Genomic DNA, 19,994 nt, shown 5'->3' with positions numbered 1-19,994 from the left:
CTTTATTGGCCTGCGTGCGCCTGACGCTCGAGCTTCTTCAGGAACACCGTCATTTCCTTCTCGGCCTGTTTGTCACCATGGCCGCGAGCAGCTTCCAGGCCTTGCTCCCAGGCTTGCCGCGCGGCCGCAAAGTCCGCCAGCGCCAGATGGGCCTTGCCCAGTAGTTTCCACGCCGCCGAATACTTCGGATCGAATTCGACGCAGCGTTGAAAATGCTCCACTGCCTTGGCGTTCTCCCCCAGATCCAGATAGCCCTTGCCCAGGCCGAAGCGTAGCAAAGCGTTATCCACACCTTTGGCGAGCATTTTTTCCAGGGATTCGATCATTGGTGGATTCCTTTTTGGGGCGTGTCAGGAAGTTATCCGGGATCTGGAAGTCCGCTATCGCGAGCAAGCTCGCTCCCACAGTTGATCTTCAGAAACACAAATGGTGTGTACGACCGAGAACCCTGTGGGAGCGAGCTTGCTCGCGATGAGGCCAGTCTGATCACCAGAAAAATCTGGATCAGAAGAAGCTCAACCCCACATGGAACAGCTTCTCCACATCGCGAATATGCTTTTTATCCACAAGGAACAAAATCACATGGTCGCCCGTTTCGATCACGGTGTCGTCATGGGCAATGATCACTTCTTCGTCGCGGATAATCGCACCGATAGTGGTGCCCGGTGGCAGGCCGATGTTCTCGATGGCCTTGCCGATCACCTTGCTCGATTTCGCATCGCCATGGGCGATCGCCTCGATGGCTTCTGCCGCACCCCGGCGCAGTGAGTGCACGCTGACGATGTCGCCCCGGCGCACGTGGGCCAGCAAGGTGCCAATGGTCGCCAGTTGCGGGCTGATGGCGATGTCGATGTCGCCGCCCTGGATCAGATCGACATAAGCCGGGTTGTTGATGATGGTCATCACCTTCTTCGCACCGAGGCGTTTGGCCAGCAGCGAAGACATGATATTGGCTTCGTCGTCGTTGGTCAGGGCCAGGAACAGATCGGCGTCGGCAATGTTCTCTTCCATCAACAGGTCGCGGTCCGAAGCGCTGCCCTGCAACACCACGGTGCTGTCGAGGTGGTCCGAGAGATGACGGCAACGTGCCGGATTCATCTCGATGATCTTTACCTGATAACGGCTTTCGATGGCCTCGGCCAGACGCTCGCCGATCTGCCCGCCACCGGCGATGACGATGCGTTTGTAGGTTTCGTCGAGACGGCGCATTTCGCTCATGACCGCGCGAATGTTCGCTTTGGCGGCGATGAAAAATACTTCGTCGTCGGCCTCGATCACCGTGTCGCCTTGGGGCAGGATCGGTCGGTCGCGACGGAAAATCGCCGCGACGCGGGTTTCCACGTTCGGCATGTGTTCGCGCAGCTGCCGCAGTTGCTGACCCACCAGCGGCCCGCCGTAATAAGCCCGCACGGCCACCAGTTGCGCCTTGCCTTCGGCGAAGTCGATCACCTGCAAGGCGCCGGGATGCTGGATCAGGCGCTTGATGTAGTTGGTAACCACTTGTTCCGGGCTGATCAGCACGTCCACCGGAATCGCTTCGTTCTGGAACAACTGCTCTTCGCGGGTCAGGTACGCGGCTTCGCGAACCCGGGCGATTTTGGTCGGAGTGTGGAACAGGGTGTGGGCGACCTGGCAGGCGACCATGTTGGTTTCGTCACTGTTGGTCACCGCGACCAGCATGTCGGCGTCATCGGCCCCGGCCTGACGCAGCACGGTCGGGAATGAACCGCGACCCTGCACCGTGCGGATGTCCAGGCGGTCGCCGAGGTCGCGCAGGCGTTCGCCATCGGTGTCGACCACGGTGATGTCGTTGGCTTCGCTGGCCAGGTGTTCCGCCAGCGAACCGCCCACCTGCCCTGCTCCGAGGATGATGATTTTCATCCATTCACTCCATTGAATCCATTTAACCGCGAGCGGCGGCGATCTTGATCAGCTTGGCGTAGTAGAACCCGTCGTGGCCGCCTTCCTGGGCCAGCAACTGGCGACCATGGGGCTGTTTGATGCCGGCCGCCGTGGCGAGGTCCAGTTCACGGGCGCCCGGCGTGCGGGCGAGGAAGGCTGCGATGACTTCAGTGTTTTCGGTCGGCAGCGTGGAACAAGTGGCGTACAGCAGAATGCCGCCCACCTCCAACGTGTTCCACATGGCGTCGAGCAATTCGCCTTGCAGCAGCGCCAGCGCGGCGATGTCGTCGGGTTGGCGGGTCAGCTTGATGTCCGGGTGACGACGAATCACACCGGTGGCCGAACATGGCGCGTCCAGCAGGATGCGCTGGAACGGCTTGCCGTCCCACCACGCCTGGGTGTCGCGGCCGTCGGCGGCAATCAGTTCGGCGCTCAGTTTCAGGCGTTCGAGGTTTTCCCGCACCCGCACCAGGCGCTTGGCCTCCAGGTCTACCGCCACGACGCCGGCCAGTTTTGGCTCGGCTTCGAGAATATGGCAGGTCTTGCCGCCGGGTGCGCAGCAGGCGTCCAGCACCCGTTGGCCCGGCGCCAGATCCAGTAGATCAGCGGCCAGTTGCGCGGCTTCGTCCTGCACACTGATCCAGCCTTCGGCGAAACCCGGCAGGCTGCGTACGTCAGCGGCGGCTTCGAGCACGATACCGTCGCGGCTATAGACACACGCAGTCGCGACGATACCGGCGTCGGTCAACAAGCCGAGGTAGGCGTCACGGCTGTGGTGGCGACGGTTGACCCGCAGGATCATCGGCGGATGCGCGTTGTTGGCGGCGCAGATGGCTTCCCATTGCTCTGGCCAGAACGCCTTCAGGGATTTTTGCAGCCAGCGTGGGTGCGCGGTGCGCACCACCGGATCACGCTCCAGCTCGGCGAAAATCGTTTCGCTTTCGCGCTGAGCGTTACGCAGAACCGCGTTGAGCAAGGCCTTGGCCCATGGTTTTTTCAACTTGTCGGCGCAACCGACCGTCTCGCCAATCGCGGCATGGGCCGGGACGCGGGTGTAGAGCAACTGATAGAGGCCGACCAGCAACAGGGCCTCGACATCGGCGTCGGCGGCTTTGAACGGCTTCTGCAGCAGTTTGGCCGCCAGTGCCGACAAGCGTGGCTGCCAGCGCGCGGTGCCGAACGCCAGGTCCTGGGTGAAACCGCGATCACGGTCTTCGACCTTGTCCATCTGGGTCGGCAGTGAGCTGTTGAGCGAAGCTTTTCCGCTCAGGACGGCAGCGAGTGCCTTGGCGGCGGCCAGACGCGGGTTCATTGAGTGTCCGCCGCTTGACCGAGGATCGTGCCGGTGGCGAATTTCTCACGGCGGCTGTTGAACAGGTCGCTGAAGTTCAGCGCCTTGCCGCCGGGCAATTGCAGACGGGTCAGGCACAAGGCCTGCTCACCGCACGCGACGATCAGACCGTCCTTGCTGGCGCCGAGGATTTCACCCGGGGCACCTTTGCCTTCGGCGAGGTTCGCGGCCAGCACTTTCAGGGCTTCGCCGTTCAAGGTGCTGTGGGTGATCGGCCACGGATTGAAGGCACGCACCAGACGCTCCAGCTCAATCGCCGGGCGACTCCAGTCGATGCGTGCTTCGTCCTTGTTCAATTTGTGCGCATAGGTAGCGAGGCTGTCGTCCTGCACTTCGCCCTCCAGGGTTGCGGCGGCGAGGCCGGCAATCGCCTGGACCACGGCCGGCGGGCCCATTTCGGCCAGACGATCGTGCAGGCTGCCGCCGGTGTCTTCGGCGCTGATCGGCGTGGCGACTTTCAGCAGCATTGGCCCGGTATCGAGGCCGGCCTCCATACGCATCACGGTCACGCCGCTTTCGGCGTCCCCCGCTTCCACGGCGCGCTGGATCGGCGCCGCACCACGCCAGCGCGGCAGCAGCGAGGCGTGACTGTTGATGCAACCCAGGCGCGGAATATCCAGCACCACTTGCGGCAGGATCAGGCCGTAGGCGACCACCACCATCAAGTCCGGCTTCAGTGCAGCCAGTTCAGCCTGAGCATCTTCGTTGCGCAGGGTCGGCGGTTGCAGCACCGGGATATTGTTCTCTAGAGCAAGCTGCTTGACCGGGCTCGGCATCAGTTTTTGCCCGCGACCGGCCGGACGATCCGGTTGGGTGTAGACCGCGACGATCTCGTAAGGGCTGTCGAGCAGGGCCTTGAGGTGTTCGGCGGCGAATTCCGGGGTGCCGGCAAAGACAATGCGCAGTGGCTCAGTCATGGGTGACGTCTCTTGAAAAGAAAAAGGCTTGCCGCAGCAAGCCTTTGAAGATGGGCATCAGGCGTTCTGGCGATGGAGCTTTTCCAGTTTCTTCTTGATGCGGTCGCGTTTGAGCGTGGACAGGTAATCAACGAACAATTTGCCGTTGAGGTGGTCGCATTCGTGCTGGATGCACACGGCGAGCAAATCTTCGGCGATCAGTTCGTAAGGCTGGCCGTCGCGGTCCAGCGCCTTGACCTTGACCCGTTGCGGGCGATCGACGTTTTCGTAGAAACCCGGCACCGACAGGCAGCCTTCCTGATACTGGCCCATCTCGTCGGTCAACGGTTCGAGCTCGGGGTTGATGAACACTCGCGGTTCGGTGCGGTCTTCGGAGAGGTCCATCACGACGATACGTTTGTGCACGTTGACCTGGGTAGCGGCGAGGCCGATGCCAGGCGCTTCATACATTGTTTCAAACATGTCGTCGACCAACTGACGCACTTCGGCGTCCACTACGGCCACTGGCTTGGCGATAGTGCGCAGGCGCGGATCAGGGAATTCGAGGATGTTCAAAATGGCCATAAGCTTGATGATTGCACGTGTGAAGTAAGGTCGGGTCGATGGCCTGGCGGGTCCGAAGAAATGCAGGCTACCGTTGTAAAACGTAGCTCCCTTCTGTTGACAAGCAAGCCGGGAGCGAGCCATTGACGGCTCTGGCGTTTCACGCGAACGTACATAATAAAGGGATTCACCGCATGAGGAAATCACTACTCGCCCTGCTGCTCCTGGCCTCGGCCGGTCTGGCGTACGGGCAAGTGCAACTTCGGGAAGATATTCCCACCATAAAGCTGTCGCCTCAGGTGCGCAGCAGCCCGGTGACCGAGGCTATCCCCGGCATTGCGCTGAAATCGATCAACAGCTTTCTGCTGAGCAACCGCATCGTCGACAAGGCCGAGGATTTCGACAAGGCGCCCTACATCGTCGCTGGCGATGCCGAACGCGTACTCAGCGGCGCGGGTGACCGTATCTTTGCCCGTGGCCATTTCGATCCGGCGCAACCGGTGTACGGCATCTTCCGCCAAGGCAAGGTCTACACCGATCCGCAGAGCAAGGAAATTCTAGGGATCAACGCCGACGACATCGGCGGCGGTGAGGTCGTGGCCATCGAAGGCGACGTTGCCACCCTGGCGTTGCAACGCACGACCCAGGAAGTGCGCATCGGCGATCGCTTGTTCAGCGGTGAAGAGCACGCGATCAACTCGACCTTCACGCCCAACGCACCGAGTCACGAAATCAACGGTTTGATCATCGATGTGCCGCGTGGGGTCACGCAGATCGGCGAGTTGGACGTGGTTACGCTGAATAAGGGGCAGCGCGACGGCCTGGCCGAAGGCAATCTGCTTGCGGTGATGAAGACCGGCGAAACCGTGCGCGACCGGATCACCGGCCAGCCGTTGAAAATTCCCGATGAGCGCGCTGGTCTGCTGATGGTTTTCCGTACCTACGACAAACTCAGTTATGGGTTGGTGCTTAGCGCTTCGCGCTCGCTGTCGGTGATGGACAAGGTGCGAAATCCGTAAGCGTGCTTCACAAGTTACCAACAGAGTTATCCACAGCTTATTCCCGTTTGTACGGGTGCTTATTACGATCAAGGATGATCCATGTCGCTGTCTACTGTTACACCGGTTTCCCCCGCGGAGCTGGAAGCTCGATTACGTCTGCATCGTTTGCCGGAACTCGGTCCTGCGCGTTTCAAGAAATTGCTCGAAGCCTTTGGTTCGGCATCCAAAGCCATTAGCGCACCGGCCAGTGCCTGGCGTTCGCTGGGTTTGCCACTGGCGTGTTCCGAGGCCAGACGAAGCACCGAGATTCGTGACGGCGCCAGCCACGCATTGGCCTGGTTAGAGCACCCGGCCCAGCATTTACTGATGTGGGACCAACCGGACTACCCGGCACTGCTGGCACAAATCAGCGATGCACCACCGCTGTTATTTGTCGCGGGCAATCCGGGCATTCTGGAAAAACCACAACTGGCAATGGTCGGCAGCCGGCGCGCGTCCCGGCCGGGGATGGACACCGCTGCGGCGTTTTCCCGCAGCCTGGCCGGTGCCGGTTTTGTCATTACTAGCGGCCTGGCCCTGGGCATTGACGCCGCCGCGCACCAGGCCGCGCTCGACGTCGGTGGGCAAACGGTCGGTGTGCTCGGCACGGGGCTCGAGAAGTTTTATCCACAGCGAAATAGACGCCTGGCGGACGCCATGATCGCTTCGGGCAGCGCAGTGCTTTCGGAGTTTCCGCTGGATGCAGGCCCCAGCGCCGGCAACTTCCCCCGGCGCAACCGGATCATCAGTGGTTTGTCTCTCGGGGTGCTGGTGGTCGAAGCCAGTGTCGCCAGCGGTTCACTGATCACCGCGAGGCTGGCGGCGGAACAGGGGCGCGAGGTGTTTGCGATGCCCGGGTCGATCCATCACCCCGGCGCCCGCGGCTGTCATCAGTTGATTCGGGACGGTGCGGTGCTGGTGGAAACCATCGAACATATCCTTGAAGCCTTGCGCGGTTGGCAACGACTGTCGTTATCCACGCAAACCTGCACTCCTATGACGACTCACCCACTGCTGAAGCTGCTGCATGCCGCGCCTCTCACCAGCGAAGCGCTGGCCGACGCAAGCGGCTGGGCCTTGCCAAAAGTGCTGGCTGCGTTGACGGAACTGGAAATGGATGGCTGCGCCGTGTGCGAAAGCGGACGCTGGTTTGCGCGGGTGAGCTAGGTTTTATAAACAAGATCGGTAAACTGCGCAGAGCCTTATTCTGGAGTGTTTTTCATGGTCAACAGTTGGCGTGTGCAACAAGCCGCGCAAGCAATTCGCGCCGGGGCGGTGATTGCCTACCCAACCGAAGCAGTCTGGGGCCTGGGGTGCGACCCGTGGGACGAGGAAGCGGTGGAGCGTCTGCTGCTGATCAAGGGCCGGTCTGTGGATAAGGGGCTGATTCTGGTCGCCGACAATATCCGTCAATTCGATTTCCTCTTCGAAGACTTTCCCGAGTTGTGGATGGACCGCATGGCCAGCACGTGGCCAGGTCCGAACACCTGGCTGGTGCCGCACCAGAACCTGCTGCCGGAGTGGATTACCGGGGTGCATGAGACGGTAGCGCTACGCGTCAGCGATCATCCGCTGGTACGGGACTTGTGCGCGCTGGTCGGGCCGTTGGTGTCGACGTCGGCCAACCCGCAGGGGCGCCCGGCGGCACGTACGCGGATTCGCGTCGAACAGTATTTCCGTGGCCAGGTGGATCTGGTGCTGGGTGGCAATCTGGGCGGGCGCAAGAACCCGAGCGTGATTCGCGATCTGGCGACCGGCAGGGTTGTGCGCCCGGACTGATATCACGTCATCGTTCTTCGCTGGCAAGCCAGCTCCTACAGGTTTATCGCGAAACTTGTAGGAGCTGGCTTGCCAGCGAAGGCGTCCTCAGGGCAACAAAACAACCGAGCCCGTCGTACGCCGCGCCGACAACTCGGTCTGCGCCTTCGCCGCTTCAGCCAGTGGATAACGCTGGCTGATGTCCACGGTCAGCTTGCCGCTGATGATCATCTCGAACAACTCGTCGGCCATGCGTTGCAGGTTCTCGGCGTTGTTCGCATAAGTGCCGAGGGTTGGCCGGGTCACGTACAGCGAGCCTTTCCCTGCCAGGATCCCCAGGTTCACGCCGTCGACCGCGCCGGACGCATTGCCGAAACTCACCACAAGCCCGCGTGGCGCGGCGCTGTCGAGTGAAGTCAGCCAGGTGTCTTTGCCAACGCCGTCGTACACCACCGGGACTTTTTTGCCGTCAGTCAATTCCAGCACGCGTTGCGCGACGTTTTCATGACTATAGTCGATGGTCGCCCAGGCTCCGTTGGCCTTGGCCAGTGCAGCTTTCTCTGCCGAGCTGACCGTGCCGATCAGCTTCACGCCCAAGGCTCTGGCCCATTGGCAGGCCAGGGAACCGACCCCACCGGCCGCCGCATGGAACAAGATGGTTTCGCCACCCTTGAGTTCATAAGTCTGGCGCAGCAGGTACTGCACGGTCAGGCCCTTGAGCATCACGCCGGCGGCCTGTTCGAAGCTGATGGCGTCCGGCAGTTTCACCAGATTGGCCTCGGGCAAGACGTGAACATCGCTGTAGGCGCCCAGAGGGCCGCTGCCATAGGCCACGCGATCGCCAATCTTGAAGCGGGTCACGTCGCTGCCCACTGCCTCGACCACGCCCGCACCTTCTGAGCCAACACCCGACGGCAGGGACGGTGGTGGATACAAACCGCTGCGGTAATAGGTGTCGATGAAGTTCAGGCCGATGGCCTTGTTGGTCACGCGCACTTCCTTCGGACCTGGCTCGGCGGGTTGGTAATCCACATATTCGAGCACTTCGGGGCCGCCATGGGCGCGGAACTGGATACGCTTTGCCATCAGAACTCTCCATAGGTCGTTTTACCAAGCGCCCTATCGGACTCCTAAGCTTGATCTTCGTCAACTGCGAAGGGGTAACTTGCGATGTTATGCTACGGGCCCATTTGCGCAGGCTGAGCTCCAATGGAGCACCGCGTAGTTTTGCCCGATTCAAGGTGATGACATGACGACCCGCACCGAGGCCGTAAAAGCCTACCTGCTCGACCTGCAAGAGCGCATTTGCGCTGCCCTGGAAGCCGAAGACGGCGGCACGCAATTCGTCGAAGACGCCTGGACCCGGCCTGCCGGCGGTGGCGGTCGCACCCGCGTGATCGAAAACGGCGCGGTGATTGAAAAGGGCGGCGTCAACTTTTCCCATGTCTTCGGCAGCGGTCTTCCACCGTCTGCCAGCGCTCATCGACCGGAACTGGCGGGCCGTGGCTTTGAAGCCCTGGGCGTGTCGCTGGTGATTCACCCGCACAACCCGCACGTGCCGACTTCCCACGCCAACGTGCGCTTTTTCATCGCTGAAAAAGAAGGTGAAGAACCGGTCTGGTGGTTTGGCGGCGGCTTCGACCTGACCCCGTATTACGGCAACGAAGAAGACTGCATCCACTGGCACCGCGTCGCCGAGCAGGCCTGTGCGCCGTTTGGCCCGGACGTTTACCCGCGTTACAAGGCCTGGTGCGACAGCTACTTCCACATCAAGCATCGCCACGAGCCGCGCGGCATCGGCGGGTTGTTTTTCGACGACCTGAACGAGTGGGACTTTGACACCAGCTTCGCCTTCATGCGCGCCATCGGCGACGCGTACATCGACGCCTATCTGCCGATCGTGCAGCGCCGCAAGAACGATGCGTTCACAGCCAAGCAGCGCGAGTTCCAGGAATTCCGCCGTGGCCGCTATGTTGAATTCAATCTGGTCTACGACCGTGGCACGTTGTTCGGCCTGCAATCGGGTGGACGGACCGAGTCGATCTTGATGTCGCTGCCACCACAAGTGCGCTGGGGTTACGACTGGAAGGCCGAGCCTGGCAGCGAAGAAGCGCGCCTGACCGAGTATTTCCTGCAAGACCGCGATTGGTTGGCCGAAGCCTGAATGAGGAATCCTGATGGACCGTTATGTCGTATTCGGTAACCCGATTGGCCACAGCAAGTCGCCGTTGATCCATCGTCTGTTCGCCCAGCAGACCGCGCAAAAGCTGGACTACAACACGCTGCTGGCGCCACTCGACGACTTTTCCACCTGTGCCCGGACGTTTTTCCTCGAGGGTCGCGGTGCCAATGTGACGGTGCCGTTCAAGGAAGAAGCCTATCGATTGGCGAACAGCCTGACGGCGCGGGCGCAACGGGCCGGAGCGGTGAACACCCTGAGCAAACTGGCCGATGGCAGTCTGCTGGGCGACAATACCGACGGTGCCGGGCTGGTGCGCGATCTGACGGTCAACGCCGGATTCAGCCTCAAGGGCAAACGCATCCTGTTGCTCGGCGCTGGCGGCGCGGTGCGCGGTGCTTTGGAGCCGTTGCTGGCCGAGCAACCGGCATCGGTGATCATCGCTAACCGCACGGTGGACAAGGCCGAGTTGCTGGCGGAACTGTTCTGCGATCTGGGGCCGGTCTCGGCCAGCGGCTACGACTGGTTGCAGGAGTCGGTGGATCTGATCATCAATGCGACCTCCGCGAGCCTGACGGGCGATGTGCCGCCGATTGCGCCCAGCCTGATCGAACCGGGCAAAACAGTGTGCTACGACATGATGTACGGCAAGGAACCGACCTCGTTCTGCCGCTGGGCCAGCGAACACGGGGCGGCGGTGGCGATGGATGGCTTGGGCATGCTGGCCGAGCAAGCGGCGGAGGCGTTCTTCCTGTGGCGCGGCATACGCCCGGATACGGTACCGGTGTTGGCTGAACTTCGCCGACAGTTGGCCCTATAACCTACTGTAGGAGCGAGCTTGCTCCGGGCGGCGTTCCGACGAAGGTCGTGAACGATAATGCGCAAAACCAGATGCCCAGCTGCGCTCTCAGGTTTTTCGCGAGCAAGCTCGCTCCTACAGAGAGCGGTGTTTCAATCCTCAAACCGGATCGGGCATTTTTCCGCCCCTTCCAGCTTCCTCAGCTCTTCCACCACCTGCGGCCGAGCCCGGCGCAAGGTCAGGCTGCGGTCCTGGCGCAGCAGGCGCCGCGCTTCCTGATGCAGCATTTCCACCCCTGAATAGTCGATGAAGTTGATCTGCTGCGCCTCGATCACCACGCGCGCGCCGTGCATGCGTTGCAGGCGCACTTGCAGGTAATGGCTGGCGCCAAAAAAGATCGAACCGCCCACCCGCAGAATGTCCTCCTCGCCATCTCGCACATGCTGCACCCGTGGTTGCGATGTGCGCTTGAGGTAGAAAAAAAGCGAGGCCAGCACGCCAGCGTAGATCGCTGTCTGCAGTTCCAGCAGCAGCGTGGCGACGCAGGTCAGCGCCATGACCACGAACTCAGCGCGGCTGACCCGCAACAACGCGCGAATGCCGCGATGGTCCACCAGTCCCCAGGCGATCAACAGAATGCTGCCGGCCATGGCCGGAATCGGGATGTGCGCGATCAGGCTCGCGCCGAAGATCGCAAACAGCGCCACCCACAATGCCGAAAAAACCCCGGCCAGTGGCGAACAGGCCCCTGCTTCATAGCTCAGGGCTGAGCGAGTGAAGGAGCCGGCCGACAGCGAGCCGGAAAAAAACGCACCGACGAAGTTCGACAGGCCTTGGGCACGAACTTCCTGATTCGCGTCGAGTAATTGCTGCGAACGTGCAGAAATCGAGCGGGCAATCGACAGGCTGGTGACCAGCCCGAGCATTCCGACCGCTACCGCGCTGGGTAGCAGGCGCAGGATCAGATCGAGGTCCAGCGGCAACGGACTGAAGGGCGGCAGTTTGCCAGTGAAGGCGCTGACCAGTTGCACATGGCCAAACATTGATGGCCAGAGCCAAACCAGCAAACCGCCGAGAATCAGGGTGATCAAGAGCGTCGGCCAGCGTGGCAACCACAGCTTGAGGATCACGCCCACCACCACCGTCGCCAGCCCCAGCGCCAGCGAAGGTTTGTCCATTTCGCCTAGATGGCGCAGCAACGTGATGAAACTGTCCAGCGCGGTGGCCTGGCTGGGCAAGTCCAGCCCCAGCAGGTTAGGCAATTGACCGATGGCAATCACCACGGCAGCACCCAGGGTGAAACCCAGCACCACCGAGTGAGAGACGAAATTCACCAGGGCGCCAAACCGCAGCAAACCCAGCAGCCACTGAAAGAGGCCGGCAAGAAACGTCAGCAACAGGATCAACATGACGTAGTCCTGCGACGCCGGAACGGCCAGAGGACTGACGCTGGCGTACAAGACAATCGAGATGGCCGCCGTAGGACCGCAGATCAGATGCCACGACGAGCCCCACAGGCAGGCGATCAATACCGGGATGATCGCCGCGTACAGGCCGTATTCAGGTGGGAGACCCGCGATGAGTGCGTAGGCAATGGATTGCGGCAACGCGAGAATCGCGCCGCTGAGGCCAACGATCAGGTCACGACCAACACTGGCGCGGGTTTGCCGGGGTAGCCAGGTGAGGAAAGGGAAGAGTGAATGGCGGCTTGGCAGGGCCATGGGGCCTCTCGGGTGGGATTTTTACGAAAGAGTATCAGGACCGGACAATCATTGTGGCGAGGGAGCTTGCTCCCGCTGGACCGCGCAGCGGTCCCAAAAGGGTAATCACGATGTGTCTGTCTCATCGAGGTAACCGGATTGCGTCTGCTGCGCAGCCGAGCGGGAGCAAGCTCCCTCGCCACAGATGGCGTTACAACTTGGCTTTGACCGCCGGCAACGCGTCCTTGCCATCCACGGTCTTCACGCCATCGAGCCATTTATCCAGCACCGCCGGGTTGGCCTTGATCCACGCCTTGGCCGCGTCGGCATTGCTGACTTTCTTGTTCACCACCTCGGCCATGATGCTGTTTTCCATGTCCTGGGTGAAATTCAGGTTGGTCAGCAGTTTGCCAACGTTCGGGCAGGCCTGTGCATAACCTTTACGGGTCAGGGTATGCACACTGCCGGTGTCGCCGAAGTATTTCTCGCCACCCTTCAGATAGTGCATTTTCAGCTGCACGTTCATCGGGTGTGGGGTCCAGCCAAGGAAGGTCACGAATTTCTGTTTTTTCACCGCGCGGGACACTTCTGCCAGCATTGCCTGCTCGCTGGACTCGACCAGTTTCCACTGGCCCATATCGAAATCGTTTTTCTTGATGATCTCTTGCAGCGAGATGTTCGCCGGCGCGCCGGAGCCGATGCCGTAGATCTTGCGGTCGAACTTGTCGGCGTATTTGTTCAGGTCGGCAAAGTCATGCACACCCGCGTCCCACACGTAGTCCGGAACGGCGAGGGTGAATTCGGTGCCGTCGAGGTTCTTCGTCAGTTGCGTGACATCGCCGTTGGCGACGAACTTGTCATAGAAGCCCTGCTGCGCCGGCATCCAGTTACCCAGGAACACATCGACCTGGCCATCCTTGAGCCCGCCAAAGGTGATCGGTACCGCGAGGGTGTCGACCTTGGCCTTGTAGCCCATGCCGTCGAGCAGAAACCCGGTGATGGCATTGGTCGCGGCGATGTCGCTCCAGCCCGGGTCGGCCATTTTCACGGTCTCGCAACTCTGATCGGCAAACGCCGATGCACTGCCCAGAGTCAGGAGCCCGACCGTCAGTACTGTGGATAACCTTTGCATGGACTTCCCCTTAACATTATTGGTTTTGGCAGGGTTGTGGATAACGTGCTTTACGCTCCAGATCGTCGAGGTCGATGTGGTTGCGCATGTACTGCTGACTGGCGTCCACCAGTGGCTGGTGATCCCAGCTCTTCAGCTTGCCGAGGGTCAGTGCCTCGGCCACGAAGCGCCGACGCCGCTGGCTGGCGAGCACCTGCTGGTGAATCGCCGGAATGTTCCATTTGGCCCGCGCTTCGGCAAGAAAATCGTCGAAAAGATGGTGATGTTGCAGCGAATGACTGAGTTCTTCCAGTTCGCTAGGGTCGTTGTGTACGTCGAAGAGTAGGCAAGGGTCGTCTTCGCTGTAGATGAATTTGTAGGCACCGCGACGGATCATCATCAGCGGGCTGATGGTGCCTTCGGCCATGTATTCGCCGAACACCTCGTCGTGGCCGCCCTGCCCTTGCAGGTGCGGGACCAGAGAGCGGCCGTCCAGCGGCAAGCCCGGCTCCAGCGAGCCGCCGGCCAGTTCGACGAAGGTCGGCAACAGGTCCGCCGTGGAAACACTGGCGCTGACCCGACCAGCGCCGAACTGCCCCGGTGCGCTTATCAGCAGCGGCACCCGTGCGGCCATTTCATACCAGTGCATTTTGTACCAGAGGCCGCGCTCGCCGAGCATGTCGCCGTGATCGCCGGAAAACACGATGATGGTGTCATCGATCAGCCCGGTATCTTCGAGGGTTTGCAGGAGTTTGCCGACGTTGCTGTCGATATAGCTGCACGCGCCGAAATAGGCACGGCGGGCATCGCGGATCTTATCCACAGGCAGCGGCTTGTCCCACAGGTCGTAGACCTTGAGCAGACGTTGCGAGTGCGGATCGAGGGCATGCGGGTCCGGGGTTGTAGGCAGCGGGATATCGGCATCGTCGTACAGATCCCAGAAAGCCTTGGGAATCGTGTACGGATCGTGTGGGTGAGTCATCGAAACAGTCAGGCAGAACGGCTGGTTGCCATCCTCGCGGATATGGTCGAACAGGTACTGCTGGGCCTTGAACACCACCTCTTCGTCGAAATCCAACTGATTGGTGCGCACGCACGGGCCGGCTTGCAGCACCGACGACATGTTGTGATACCAGGTCGGGCGCACGTCCGGTTCATCCCAGTTCACCGCCCAGCCGTAGTCGGCCGGGTAGATGTCGCTGGTCAGGCGTTCTTCGTAGCCGTGCAACTGGTCCGGGCCGCAGAAATGCATCTTGCCCGACAGGGCAGTGCGGTAGCCGAGGCGGCGCAGGTAGTGGGCGTAGGTCGGTACGTCGGCGGGGAAATCGGCGGCGTTGTCGTAGGCGCCGATCTTGCTCGGCAACTGGCCGCTGACCAGGGTGAAACGCGACGGCGCGCACAGGGGGCTGTTGCAATAAGCGGAGTCGAACACCACGCCTTGTGCGGCGAGGCGGCTGAGATGAGGCAGTTTGATGGGCGATGGGCCGTAGAACGGCAACATTGGCGCGGCCATTTGATCGGCCATGATGAAAAGAATGTTCTTGCGCTTCATGTGATCGCGGCATTCCATAGTGGATGTTTATGCGAGAGTGCTGGCTTCGAGAATGAAACCCCGGCACCTTGCGGTAAAGCCCACGCACGGCAATGACTAGGATAAGTACAGCTTATGTATGACGCCCTTGGTGACCTGTCACTGGATCTGCTTCGCGCCTTCGAAGCGGCGGCCCGTCAGCGCAGCTTTACCGCGGCGGCGGTTGAACTGGGCACCACGCAACCGGCCATCAGCCAGCAGATCAAGCGCCTGGAAGAACAACTGGCGACACGCCTGTTCGACCGTATTTATCGCGGTATTGAGTTGACTGAGGCCGGGCAGATACTTTTTGAGCAGGTTCAGCTCGGTTTGCAGAACATAGACGCAGGATTGAGCGCAATCAGCGCACAGCAACAGCATGAAGTGCTGCAGGTGGCCACGGATTTTGCCTTCGCCGCCTATTGGTTGATGCCGCGTTTGCACCGCTTTCACGCGGCCAATCCGCAAGTGGATGTCAGCCTGGTCACCAGTGAACGCAGCCATAACATGCTACGTACCGATATCGATGTGGCGGTGCTGTTCGGCGATGGCCGCTTCAAGCAGGGTGAGAGCCATTGGCTGTTCAGCGAGGAAGTGTTTCCGGTATGCAGCCCGCAGTTGTTGAGCGAACGTCCCCTGCCCTTGCCGGCCCAGGCATTGCTGGAGTTTCCGTTGCTGCACCTGCGTGGGGAACACAGCAGTAACTGGTTCGACTGGAGTGGTGTGTTCCGCGAGCTGGGCATCACCTCGCCCCCGGCGCCCGGGCAGTTGCGCTTCGACAATTACACTTTGTTGATTCAGGCGGCGATTGGCGGCCAGGGCGTAGCCATTGGCTGGCGGCACCTTGTGGATAACTTGCTGGCGCAAGGATTGTTGTGCCGACCGATCGGCGAAACGGTGATGTCGAGGCTGGGTTACTACGTGGTGCTGCCCCAGCGCAAAAGACGCGGAGCGTTAATTCAACAGTTTGTGGATTGGTTGATGGCCGAGCAGGCCCGCAGTGCGYAATCGCTCAACGGCCTGACGCTGCCGTCCATTGCGGTTTAGCTGTCGGTTGCGATGAAGTTGACGTGCTCTCGGATGTGCAGGTTCAAGTGCAATTCATCGGCAATGCCCACGGCGGTGCGGGCCAGCCGTTCCAGCGGTTCGGCCAACCGCGGCTCGAGGTTGCCACCGATTTCGGCAAAATGTTCGATGGTCAGCCCCGGTACTCCGCGCGGTTCGTTAACCAGCGTCCACTTCAAAGGACTGCTTTGCAGTGCCTCGCGGATTTCCTCGGCGGCGTGACGTTGCAAGCTGTCCTCGACTTCCGGATCGTCCAGCACGTCGAAATCACCCACCAGAAACAATCGGGAAATGTTTGCTGTCTGCATGCCATCGATTAGTGCATCCACTGCCAGCACCTGCTCGACTGGGCCCGGTACGATGGTTTTTTCTACGTGTTCGCTGTTGAACGGTAAGCCTGGAGCGTCCAGTAAACAGATGACCACGGAGCTGCCGGCCACACTCTGCTTGACCCGTTGTGCGTCGAACAGATCGCCAGTCTTGGTGCGCAGCCCCGGACGGGGTGCCAGTGCATTGAGGTCATCGAGAATTGCGATCACTTCATGCTGGCGCCGCAGCATTTCAGCCATCAGCGCACTGCCCAGGCTACTCATGGCACCATACAGCACCACTTTCACGACGGGGGTTTCGGCATTTTTCATGGCTGGGCTTCCTGTTTTCCAGCGCCTATATGATGTTTGACCCGCAGGAACCGGCGAGGGTTCGAACAGTTTTCAGAGGGGTTCAGATGCAGCAGATCACGGGTTACCACGCCCACGTTTATTTCGATGCCAGCACGATCGGGCAGGCGCGGGCCTTGTGTGAACAGGCGGCGCGTTTGTTTCCACTGAAAATGGGTCGCGTGCACGAACGCCCGGTCGGTCCGCACCCGGACTGGAGCTGCCAGTTGGCGTTCGAGCCGCAGGTGCTGGGCGACGTGCTGCCGTGGCTGGCGCTGAACCGCAAGGGTCTGGTGGTATTTCTGCACCCGGACACCGGCAACGATCTGCTTGACCACACCGAGCACGCGATCTGGATGGGCGCTATTCGTCCGCTGGACCTGTCTATTTTTTGATCAGAGTGTTTCTCCAGCCTCGCCGGGCAAATGTTCGTCCAGGTGCAGCCATGGCAAACGGTTGTCGGTCCAGATGTGCCGCTCGGCCGGTGCTTGCTCGGGATGGTCGAGGGTGGCGATGGTCAGGTCGATGCTTTCCGGGCTCAGGTGCGTCACCAGCGCCAGTTGCGCCCCACAGTGGCCGCAGAAATATCGCGCACAGGTGGATGAAGAATCGTACCGCGATGGCGTCCCGGCCAGCCATTGAAAGGCTGATGCTGGCACGGTGATCCAGGTGGTCACGATGCCGCCGCTGACCCGCCGGCAAATCGAGCAATGGCAGTGGGCGATGTCGTGCGGCGGCCCGCTGAATTGATAGCGCAGTTGCCCGCAGTGGCAGCCGCCGGTGTGAACTTCGACCATGCTGTTTCCTCCTGACGTGGATTGACTGACGCCTTCGCGAGCCTGCTTGCGAAGGCCTCAACCCGATTTACACCTCATTGTCCCAATCCGACGACCGGTTGTACTTCCGGTCAACGCTTTCATTCTCGAAAGCTGGCTGAAAGCTTCCCCGATTAGGATCGCCCCCACTACCGGCAACAGACCGGTTGGCCAATGCCAGCGTTTTATTGCTCGCACAGCCCATTTAACAACAACAATGGTGATTCTGATGTCCTCTTCTACCCGCCACTTCGCTGTAACTCCGCCCGTACGTCTCGTGCTTCCCGTTCTGCGCTGATCCCGCCCGATCTGCCCATTCCCTAGTCGCGCTACGCCTGGAGTATTCCCATGCTGACTTTCCTTGGCTTCGCCATGGTCATCACGTTCATGTTCCTGATCATGACCAAGCGCCTGTCCGCGCTGATCGCCCTGATCATCATTCCGATCATCTTTGCCCTGTTCGGCGGTTTTTCGCCGAAGATCGGCCCGATGATGCTCGAAGGCATCACCAAGCTTGCGCCAACCGGCGTGATGCTGATGTTCGCTATTCTGTACTTCGCCCTGATGATCGACTCCGGCCTGTTCGACCCGGCCGTGCGCAAGATCCTCAAACTGGTCAAGGGCGACCCGCTGAAAGTTTCGGTCGGCACCGCCGTACTGGCGCTCGTCGTTTCCCTCGATGGTGACGGCGCGACCACTTATATGATCTGCGTGGCTGCCATGCTGCCGCTCTACAGCCGTATCGGCATGAGCCCGCGGATCATGGCCGGCCTGATCATCCTCGCCGGTGGCGTGATGAACATGACCCCATGGGGCGGCCCGACCGCTCGCGCTGCCAGTGCGTTGCATGTTGACCCGTCCGACATCTTCGTACCGATGATTCCTGCGATGTTGGCCGGTGTGGTGGCGATCCTGGTCATCGCCTACTTCTACGGCAAGCGTGAACGTGCTCGCCTGGGTGAACTGCACCTGGTGGGCGATGAAATCGACCACAGCGAAATCAGCGTTTCGCAGTTCCCGGATGCCCGTCGTCCGAACCTGATCTGGTTCAACGGCGCCCTGACCCTGGCCCTGATGGGCACCCTGATCGCCGGCCTGCTGCCGTTGCCGGTGCTGTTCATGGTGGCGTTCAGTATCGCCATGATCGTCAACTATCCTTGCCTGCAACAGCAGAAGGATCGCGTGGCGGCTCACGCCGGTAGCGTTCTGGCGGTAGTCGGGTTGATCTTTGCGGCCGGTATCTTCACCGGTATCCTGACCGGCACCGGGATGGTCGATGCCATGTCGAAAAGCCTGCTGGCGGTGATTCCGGATTTCCTCGGCCCGTACCTGGCGGTGATCACGGCGCTGGTCAGCATGCCGTTCACCTTCTTCATGTCGAACGATGCATTTTATTACGGCGTGTTACCGGTTCTTGCCGAGGCCGCCAGCCATTACGGTATAACCGCGGTGGAAATGGCACGTGCCTCGATCGTCGGTCAGCCCGTCCACCTGTTGAGCCCGCTGGTTCCATCGACCTACCTGTTGGTGGCCCTGGCCGGCATCGATTTCGGTGACCACCAGCGCTTCACCCTCAAGTGGGCAGTGCTGGTTTGTACCTGCATACTGATTGCTGCATTGCTGTTGGGGACTTTCCCGGTGTTCAGCACTCTATAAGCCCAAGACTCACCACTTCGGGTCCAGGCTTCGCTGTTTGAAGCCCGGGCCCGTTGTGGTTTAACAATTGCTCAAAGGAATACACATGGAATGGCTGACCAACCCTGAAATCTGGGTTGCCTTCTTCACCCTGACCGCCCTGGAAATCGTCCTGGGTATCGATAACATCATCATGATTTCGATCCTGGTCAGCCGCATGCCCAAGCACATGCAGGCGCGCACCCGGATTTTCGGTCTGGCGCTGGCCATGGTCACGCGAATCCTGCTTCTGCTGTCGATCACCTGGGTCATGCGCCTGACGGCGGACCTGTTCGTAGTCTTCGGCCAGGGTATTTCCGGACGCGACCTGATCCTGTTCTTCGGTGGTCTGTTCCTGCTGTGGAAAAGCTCGCAAGAGATGTACCACGCGCTGGAAGGTGAAGATGAAAGCAACGACGAACCTTCGGGCAAGGGCGGCAACTTCCTCTACACCATCATCCAGATCGCAATCATCGACATCGTGTTCTCCCTGGACTCGGTGATCACCGCGGTCGGCATGGTCTCCCACGTTCCGGTCATGATCGCCGCGATCATCGTGGCTGTGCTGGTGATGATGTGGGCTTCCGGCACCATCAGCGAGTTCATCGACAAGCACCCGTCGCTGAAAATGCTGGCGCTGTCGTTCCTGTTGATCGTCGGTACGGTGCTGATTGCCGAATCCTTCGACGTGCACGTGCCAAAAGGCTACGTCTACTTCGCCATGGCGTTCTCGCTGGCGGTGGAAGCGATCAACATCAGGATGCGCACTGCCATCACGAAAAAGAAGAAACAGCAGGATCCGGTAAAGCTGCGCAAGGACATTCCGGGCCAGTAACCCTGTAGGAGCGAGCTTGCTCGCGATGGACTCGAGCGCTCCGTGTTTACCTCGTAAACACGCGTTTTCGTTAACG

At 60.6% G+C, this 19,994-nt stretch carries 20 protein-coding genes; 9 read left to right on the top strand and 11 right to left on the bottom strand.

Annotated features, from left to right (window positions below):
- Positions 1-2: 2 nt before the first annotated feature.
- The 5 genes from AC1DVH_RS15475 to def all read right to left on the bottom strand — a co-directional run bounded on the left by AC1DVH_RS15475 (position 3) and on the right by def (position 4,734).
- Entirely contained in the window at positions 3-326 is a 324-nt protein-coding gene (locus tag AC1DVH_RS15475) for a tetratricopeptide repeat protein (protein ID WP_223459118.1), read from the bottom strand.
- A 178-nt stretch (positions 327-504) separates the two neighbouring features.
- Entirely contained in the window at positions 505-1,881 is a 1,377-nt protein-coding gene (trkA, locus tag AC1DVH_RS15470) for a Trk system potassium transporter TrkA (RefSeq protein WP_429386834.1), read from the bottom strand.
- A 22-nt stretch (positions 1,882-1,903) separates the two neighbouring features.
- Positions 1,904-3,214, bottom strand: coding sequence for a 16S rRNA (cytosine(967)-C(5))-methyltransferase RsmB (gene rsmB / locus AC1DVH_RS15465; protein ID WP_477754539.1), 1,311 nt, complete (start codon positions 3,212-3,214; stop codon positions 1,904-1,906).
- Positions 3,211-4,170, bottom strand: coding sequence for a methionyl-tRNA formyltransferase (gene fmt, locus AC1DVH_RS15460; protein ID WP_477754538.1), 960 nt, complete (start codon positions 4,168-4,170; stop codon positions 3,211-3,213). The genes rsmB and fmt overlap by 4 nt, the downstream gene beginning before the upstream one ends.
- Positions 4,171-4,227: 57 nt before the next feature.
- Positions 4,228-4,734, bottom strand: coding sequence for a peptide deformylase (def, locus tag AC1DVH_RS15455; protein WP_477754537.1), 507 nt, complete (start codon positions 4,732-4,734; stop codon positions 4,228-4,230).
- 173 nt (positions 4,735-4,907) lie between these two features.
- On the opposite strand from def, the gene AC1DVH_RS15450 reads away from it, so the two are divergent.
- The 3 genes from AC1DVH_RS15450 (at position 4,908) to tsaC (ending at position 7,532) form a co-directional block, all read left to right on the top strand.
- Positions 4,908-5,732, top strand: coding sequence for a peptidoglycan-binding protein (locus AC1DVH_RS15450; protein ID WP_477754536.1), 825 nt, complete (start codon positions 4,908-4,910; stop codon positions 5,730-5,732).
- An 81-nt stretch (positions 5,733-5,813) separates the two neighbouring features.
- Positions 5,814-6,920 (top strand): DNA-processing protein DprA, encoded by a 1,107-nt coding sequence (gene dprA / locus AC1DVH_RS15445; RefSeq protein WP_477754535.1) that lies wholly within the window; start codon positions 5,814-5,816, stop codon positions 6,918-6,920.
- 54 nt (positions 6,921-6,974) lie between these two features.
- Complete coding sequence (gene tsaC / locus AC1DVH_RS15440; RefSeq protein WP_347909892.1) at positions 6,975-7,532, top strand: L-threonylcarbamoyladenylate synthase type 1 TsaC; 558 nt, start codon at positions 6,975-6,977, stop codon at positions 7,530-7,532.
- 87 nt (positions 7,533-7,619) lie between these two features.
- On the opposite strand, the gene AC1DVH_RS15435 is transcribed toward tsaC, so the two are convergent.
- Complete coding sequence (locus AC1DVH_RS15435; RefSeq protein ID WP_477754534.1) at positions 7,620-8,597, bottom strand: NADPH:quinone reductase; 978 nt, start codon at positions 8,595-8,597, stop codon at positions 7,620-7,622.
- Between the two features lie 163 nt (positions 8,598-8,760).
- Here AC1DVH_RS15435 and hemF point away from each other — a divergent pair, with 163 nt between their 5' ends.
- Both hemF and aroE read left to right on the top strand, forming a co-directional pair.
- Entirely contained in the window at positions 8,761-9,675 is a 915-nt protein-coding gene (hemF, locus tag AC1DVH_RS15430) for an oxygen-dependent coproporphyrinogen oxidase (RefSeq protein ID WP_477754533.1), read from the top strand.
- A 13-nt stretch (positions 9,676-9,688) separates the two neighbouring features.
- A complete protein-coding gene (gene aroE / locus AC1DVH_RS15425) occupies positions 9,689-10,510 on the top strand; it encodes a shikimate dehydrogenase (RefSeq protein WP_477754532.1) in 822 nt (273 codons plus the stop codon).
- A 131-nt stretch (positions 10,511-10,641) separates the two neighbouring features.
- Here aroE and AC1DVH_RS15420 read toward each other — a convergent pair whose 3' ends face one another.
- The 3 genes from AC1DVH_RS15420 to betC form a co-directional block, all read right to left on the bottom strand.
- Positions 10,642-12,210 carry a SulP family inorganic anion transporter gene (locus AC1DVH_RS15420; RefSeq protein WP_477754531.1) on the bottom strand — a complete coding sequence of 523 codons (1,569 nt, stop codon included), beginning with the start codon at positions 12,208-12,210 and terminating at the stop codon, positions 10,642-10,644.
- Positions 12,211-12,400: 190 nt separating this feature from the next.
- Positions 12,401-13,321 (bottom strand): choline ABC transporter substrate-binding protein, encoded by a 921-nt coding sequence (choX, locus tag AC1DVH_RS15415; protein ID WP_477754530.1) that lies wholly within the window; start codon positions 13,319-13,321, stop codon positions 12,401-12,403.
- Between the two features lie 16 nt (positions 13,322-13,337).
- Positions 13,338-14,852: a choline-sulfatase gene (gene betC / locus AC1DVH_RS15410; protein ID WP_477754529.1), complete on the bottom strand. Its 1,515-nt coding sequence runs from the start codon at positions 14,850-14,852 to the stop codon at positions 13,338-13,340.
- 114 nt (positions 14,853-14,966) lie between these two features.
- Between betC and AC1DVH_RS15405 the strand changes: the two genes are divergently transcribed.
- The gene (locus tag AC1DVH_RS15405; protein WP_477754528.1) at positions 14,967-15,917 is read left to right on the top strand and encodes a choline sulfate utilization transcriptional regulator; all 951 of its coding nucleotides are present in this window, start codon (positions 14,967-14,969) and stop codon (positions 15,915-15,917) included.
- Here the strand turns inward: AC1DVH_RS15405 and AC1DVH_RS15400 are convergent.
- Positions 15,914-16,576: an NAD(P)-dependent oxidoreductase gene (locus AC1DVH_RS15400; protein WP_477754527.1), complete on the bottom strand. Its 663-nt coding sequence runs from the start codon at positions 16,574-16,576 to the stop codon at positions 15,914-15,916. The two genes, AC1DVH_RS15405 and AC1DVH_RS15400, sit on opposite strands and share 4 nt — an antisense overlap.
- Positions 16,577-16,662: 86 nt before the next feature.
- On the opposite strand from AC1DVH_RS15400, the gene AC1DVH_RS15395 reads away from it, so the two are divergent.
- Complete coding sequence (locus tag AC1DVH_RS15395; protein WP_477754526.1) at positions 16,663-16,989, top strand: DOPA 4,5-dioxygenase family protein; 327 nt, start codon at positions 16,663-16,665, stop codon at positions 16,987-16,989.
- Here the strand turns inward: AC1DVH_RS15395 and AC1DVH_RS15390 are convergent, their stop codons facing one another.
- On the bottom strand, positions 16,990-17,391 hold the full coding sequence (locus AC1DVH_RS15390) for a GFA family protein (RefSeq protein ID WP_477754525.1): 402 nt from the start codon (positions 17,389-17,391) through the stop codon (positions 16,990-16,992). It lies immediately after the preceding gene.
- Between the two features lie 366 nt (positions 17,392-17,757).
- Between AC1DVH_RS15390 and AC1DVH_RS15385 the strand changes: the two genes are divergently transcribed.
- Together AC1DVH_RS15385 and AC1DVH_RS15380 are read left to right on the top strand one after the other, a co-directional pair.
- Positions 17,758-19,065, top strand: a complete 1,308-nt coding sequence (locus tag AC1DVH_RS15385; RefSeq protein WP_477754524.1) for a CitMHS family transporter — start codon at positions 17,758-17,760, stop codon at positions 19,063-19,065.
- 85 nt (positions 19,066-19,150) lie between these two features.
- On the top strand, positions 19,151-19,918 hold the full coding sequence (locus tag AC1DVH_RS15380) for a TerC family protein (protein WP_477754523.1): 768 nt from the start codon (positions 19,151-19,153) through the stop codon (positions 19,916-19,918).
- Positions 19,919-19,994 lie beyond the last annotated feature (76 nt).

The sequence above is a fragment of the Pseudomonas sp. P4_C3 genome (assembly GCF_056402075.1).
This window is presented reverse-complemented; position numbering and strand designations above follow the sequence as displayed.

What these genes read in the sequence shown, in the direction of transcription:
- AC1DVH_RS15420 (WP_477754531.1), bottom strand. Translation starts at nt 12,210, where the DNA reads ATGGCCCTGCCAAGCCGCCATTCACTCTTCCCTTTCCTCACCTGGCTA.
- aroE (WP_477754532.1), top strand. Translation starts at nt 9,689, where the DNA reads ATGGACCGTTATGTCGTATTCGGTAACCCGATTGGCCACAGCAAGTCG.
- AC1DVH_RS15450 (WP_477754536.1), top strand. Translation starts at nt 4,908, where the DNA reads ATGAGGAAATCACTACTCGCCCTGCTGCTCCTGGCCTCGGCCGGTCTG.
- trkA (WP_429386834.1), bottom strand. Translation starts at nt 1,881, where the DNA reads ATGAAAATCATCATCCTCGGAGCAGGGCAGGTGGGCGGTTCGCTGGCG.
- tsaC (WP_347909892.1), top strand. Translation starts at nt 6,975, where the DNA reads ATGGTCAACAGTTGGCGTGTGCAACAAGCCGCGCAAGCAATTCGCGCC.
- AC1DVH_RS15395 (WP_477754526.1), top strand. Translation starts at nt 16,663, where the DNA reads ATGCAGCAGATCACGGGTTACCACGCCCACGTTTATTTCGATGCCAGC.
- def (WP_477754537.1), bottom strand. Translation starts at nt 4,734, where the DNA reads ATGGCCATTTTGAACATCCTCGAATTCCCTGATCCGCGCCTGCGCACT.
- AC1DVH_RS15435 (WP_477754534.1), bottom strand. Translation starts at nt 8,597, where the DNA reads ATGGCAAAGCGTATCCAGTTCCGCGCCCATGGCGGCCCCGAAGTGCTC.
- AC1DVH_RS15475 (WP_223459118.1), bottom strand. Translation starts at nt 326, where the DNA reads ATGATCGAATCCCTGGAAAAAATGCTCGCCAAAGGTGTGGATAACGCT.
- choX (WP_477754530.1), bottom strand. Translation starts at nt 13,321, where the DNA reads ATGCAAAGGTTATCCACAGTACTGACGGTCGGGCTCCTGACTCTGGGC.
- fmt (WP_477754538.1), bottom strand. Translation starts at nt 4,170, where the DNA reads ATGACTGAGCCACTGCGCATTGTCTTTGCCGGCACCCCGGAATTCGCC.
- AC1DVH_RS15390 (WP_477754525.1), bottom strand. Translation starts at nt 17,391, where the DNA reads ATGGTCGAAGTTCACACCGGCGGCTGCCACTGCGGGCAACTGCGCTAT.
- dprA (WP_477754535.1), top strand. Translation starts at nt 5,814, where the DNA reads ATGTCGCTGTCTACTGTTACACCGGTTTCCCCCGCGGAGCTGGAAGCT.
- AC1DVH_RS15380 (WP_477754523.1), top strand. Translation starts at nt 19,151, where the DNA reads ATGGAATGGCTGACCAACCCTGAAATCTGGGTTGCCTTCTTCACCCTG.
- AC1DVH_RS15385 (WP_477754524.1), top strand. Translation starts at nt 17,758, where the DNA reads ATGCTGACTTTCCTTGGCTTCGCCATGGTCATCACGTTCATGTTCCTG.
- betC (WP_477754529.1), bottom strand. Translation starts at nt 14,852, where the DNA reads ATGAAGCGCAAGAACATTCTTTTCATCATGGCCGATCAAATGGCCGCG.
- hemF (WP_477754533.1), top strand. Translation starts at nt 8,761, where the DNA reads ATGACGACCCGCACCGAGGCCGTAAAAGCCTACCTGCTCGACCTGCAA.
- AC1DVH_RS15400 (WP_477754527.1), bottom strand. Translation starts at nt 16,576, where the DNA reads ATGAAAAATGCCGAAACCCCCGTCGTGAAAGTGGTGCTGTATGGTGCC.
- rsmB (WP_477754539.1), bottom strand. Translation starts at nt 3,214, where the DNA reads ATGAACCCGCGTCTGGCCGCCGCCAAGGCACTCGCTGCCGTCCTGAGC.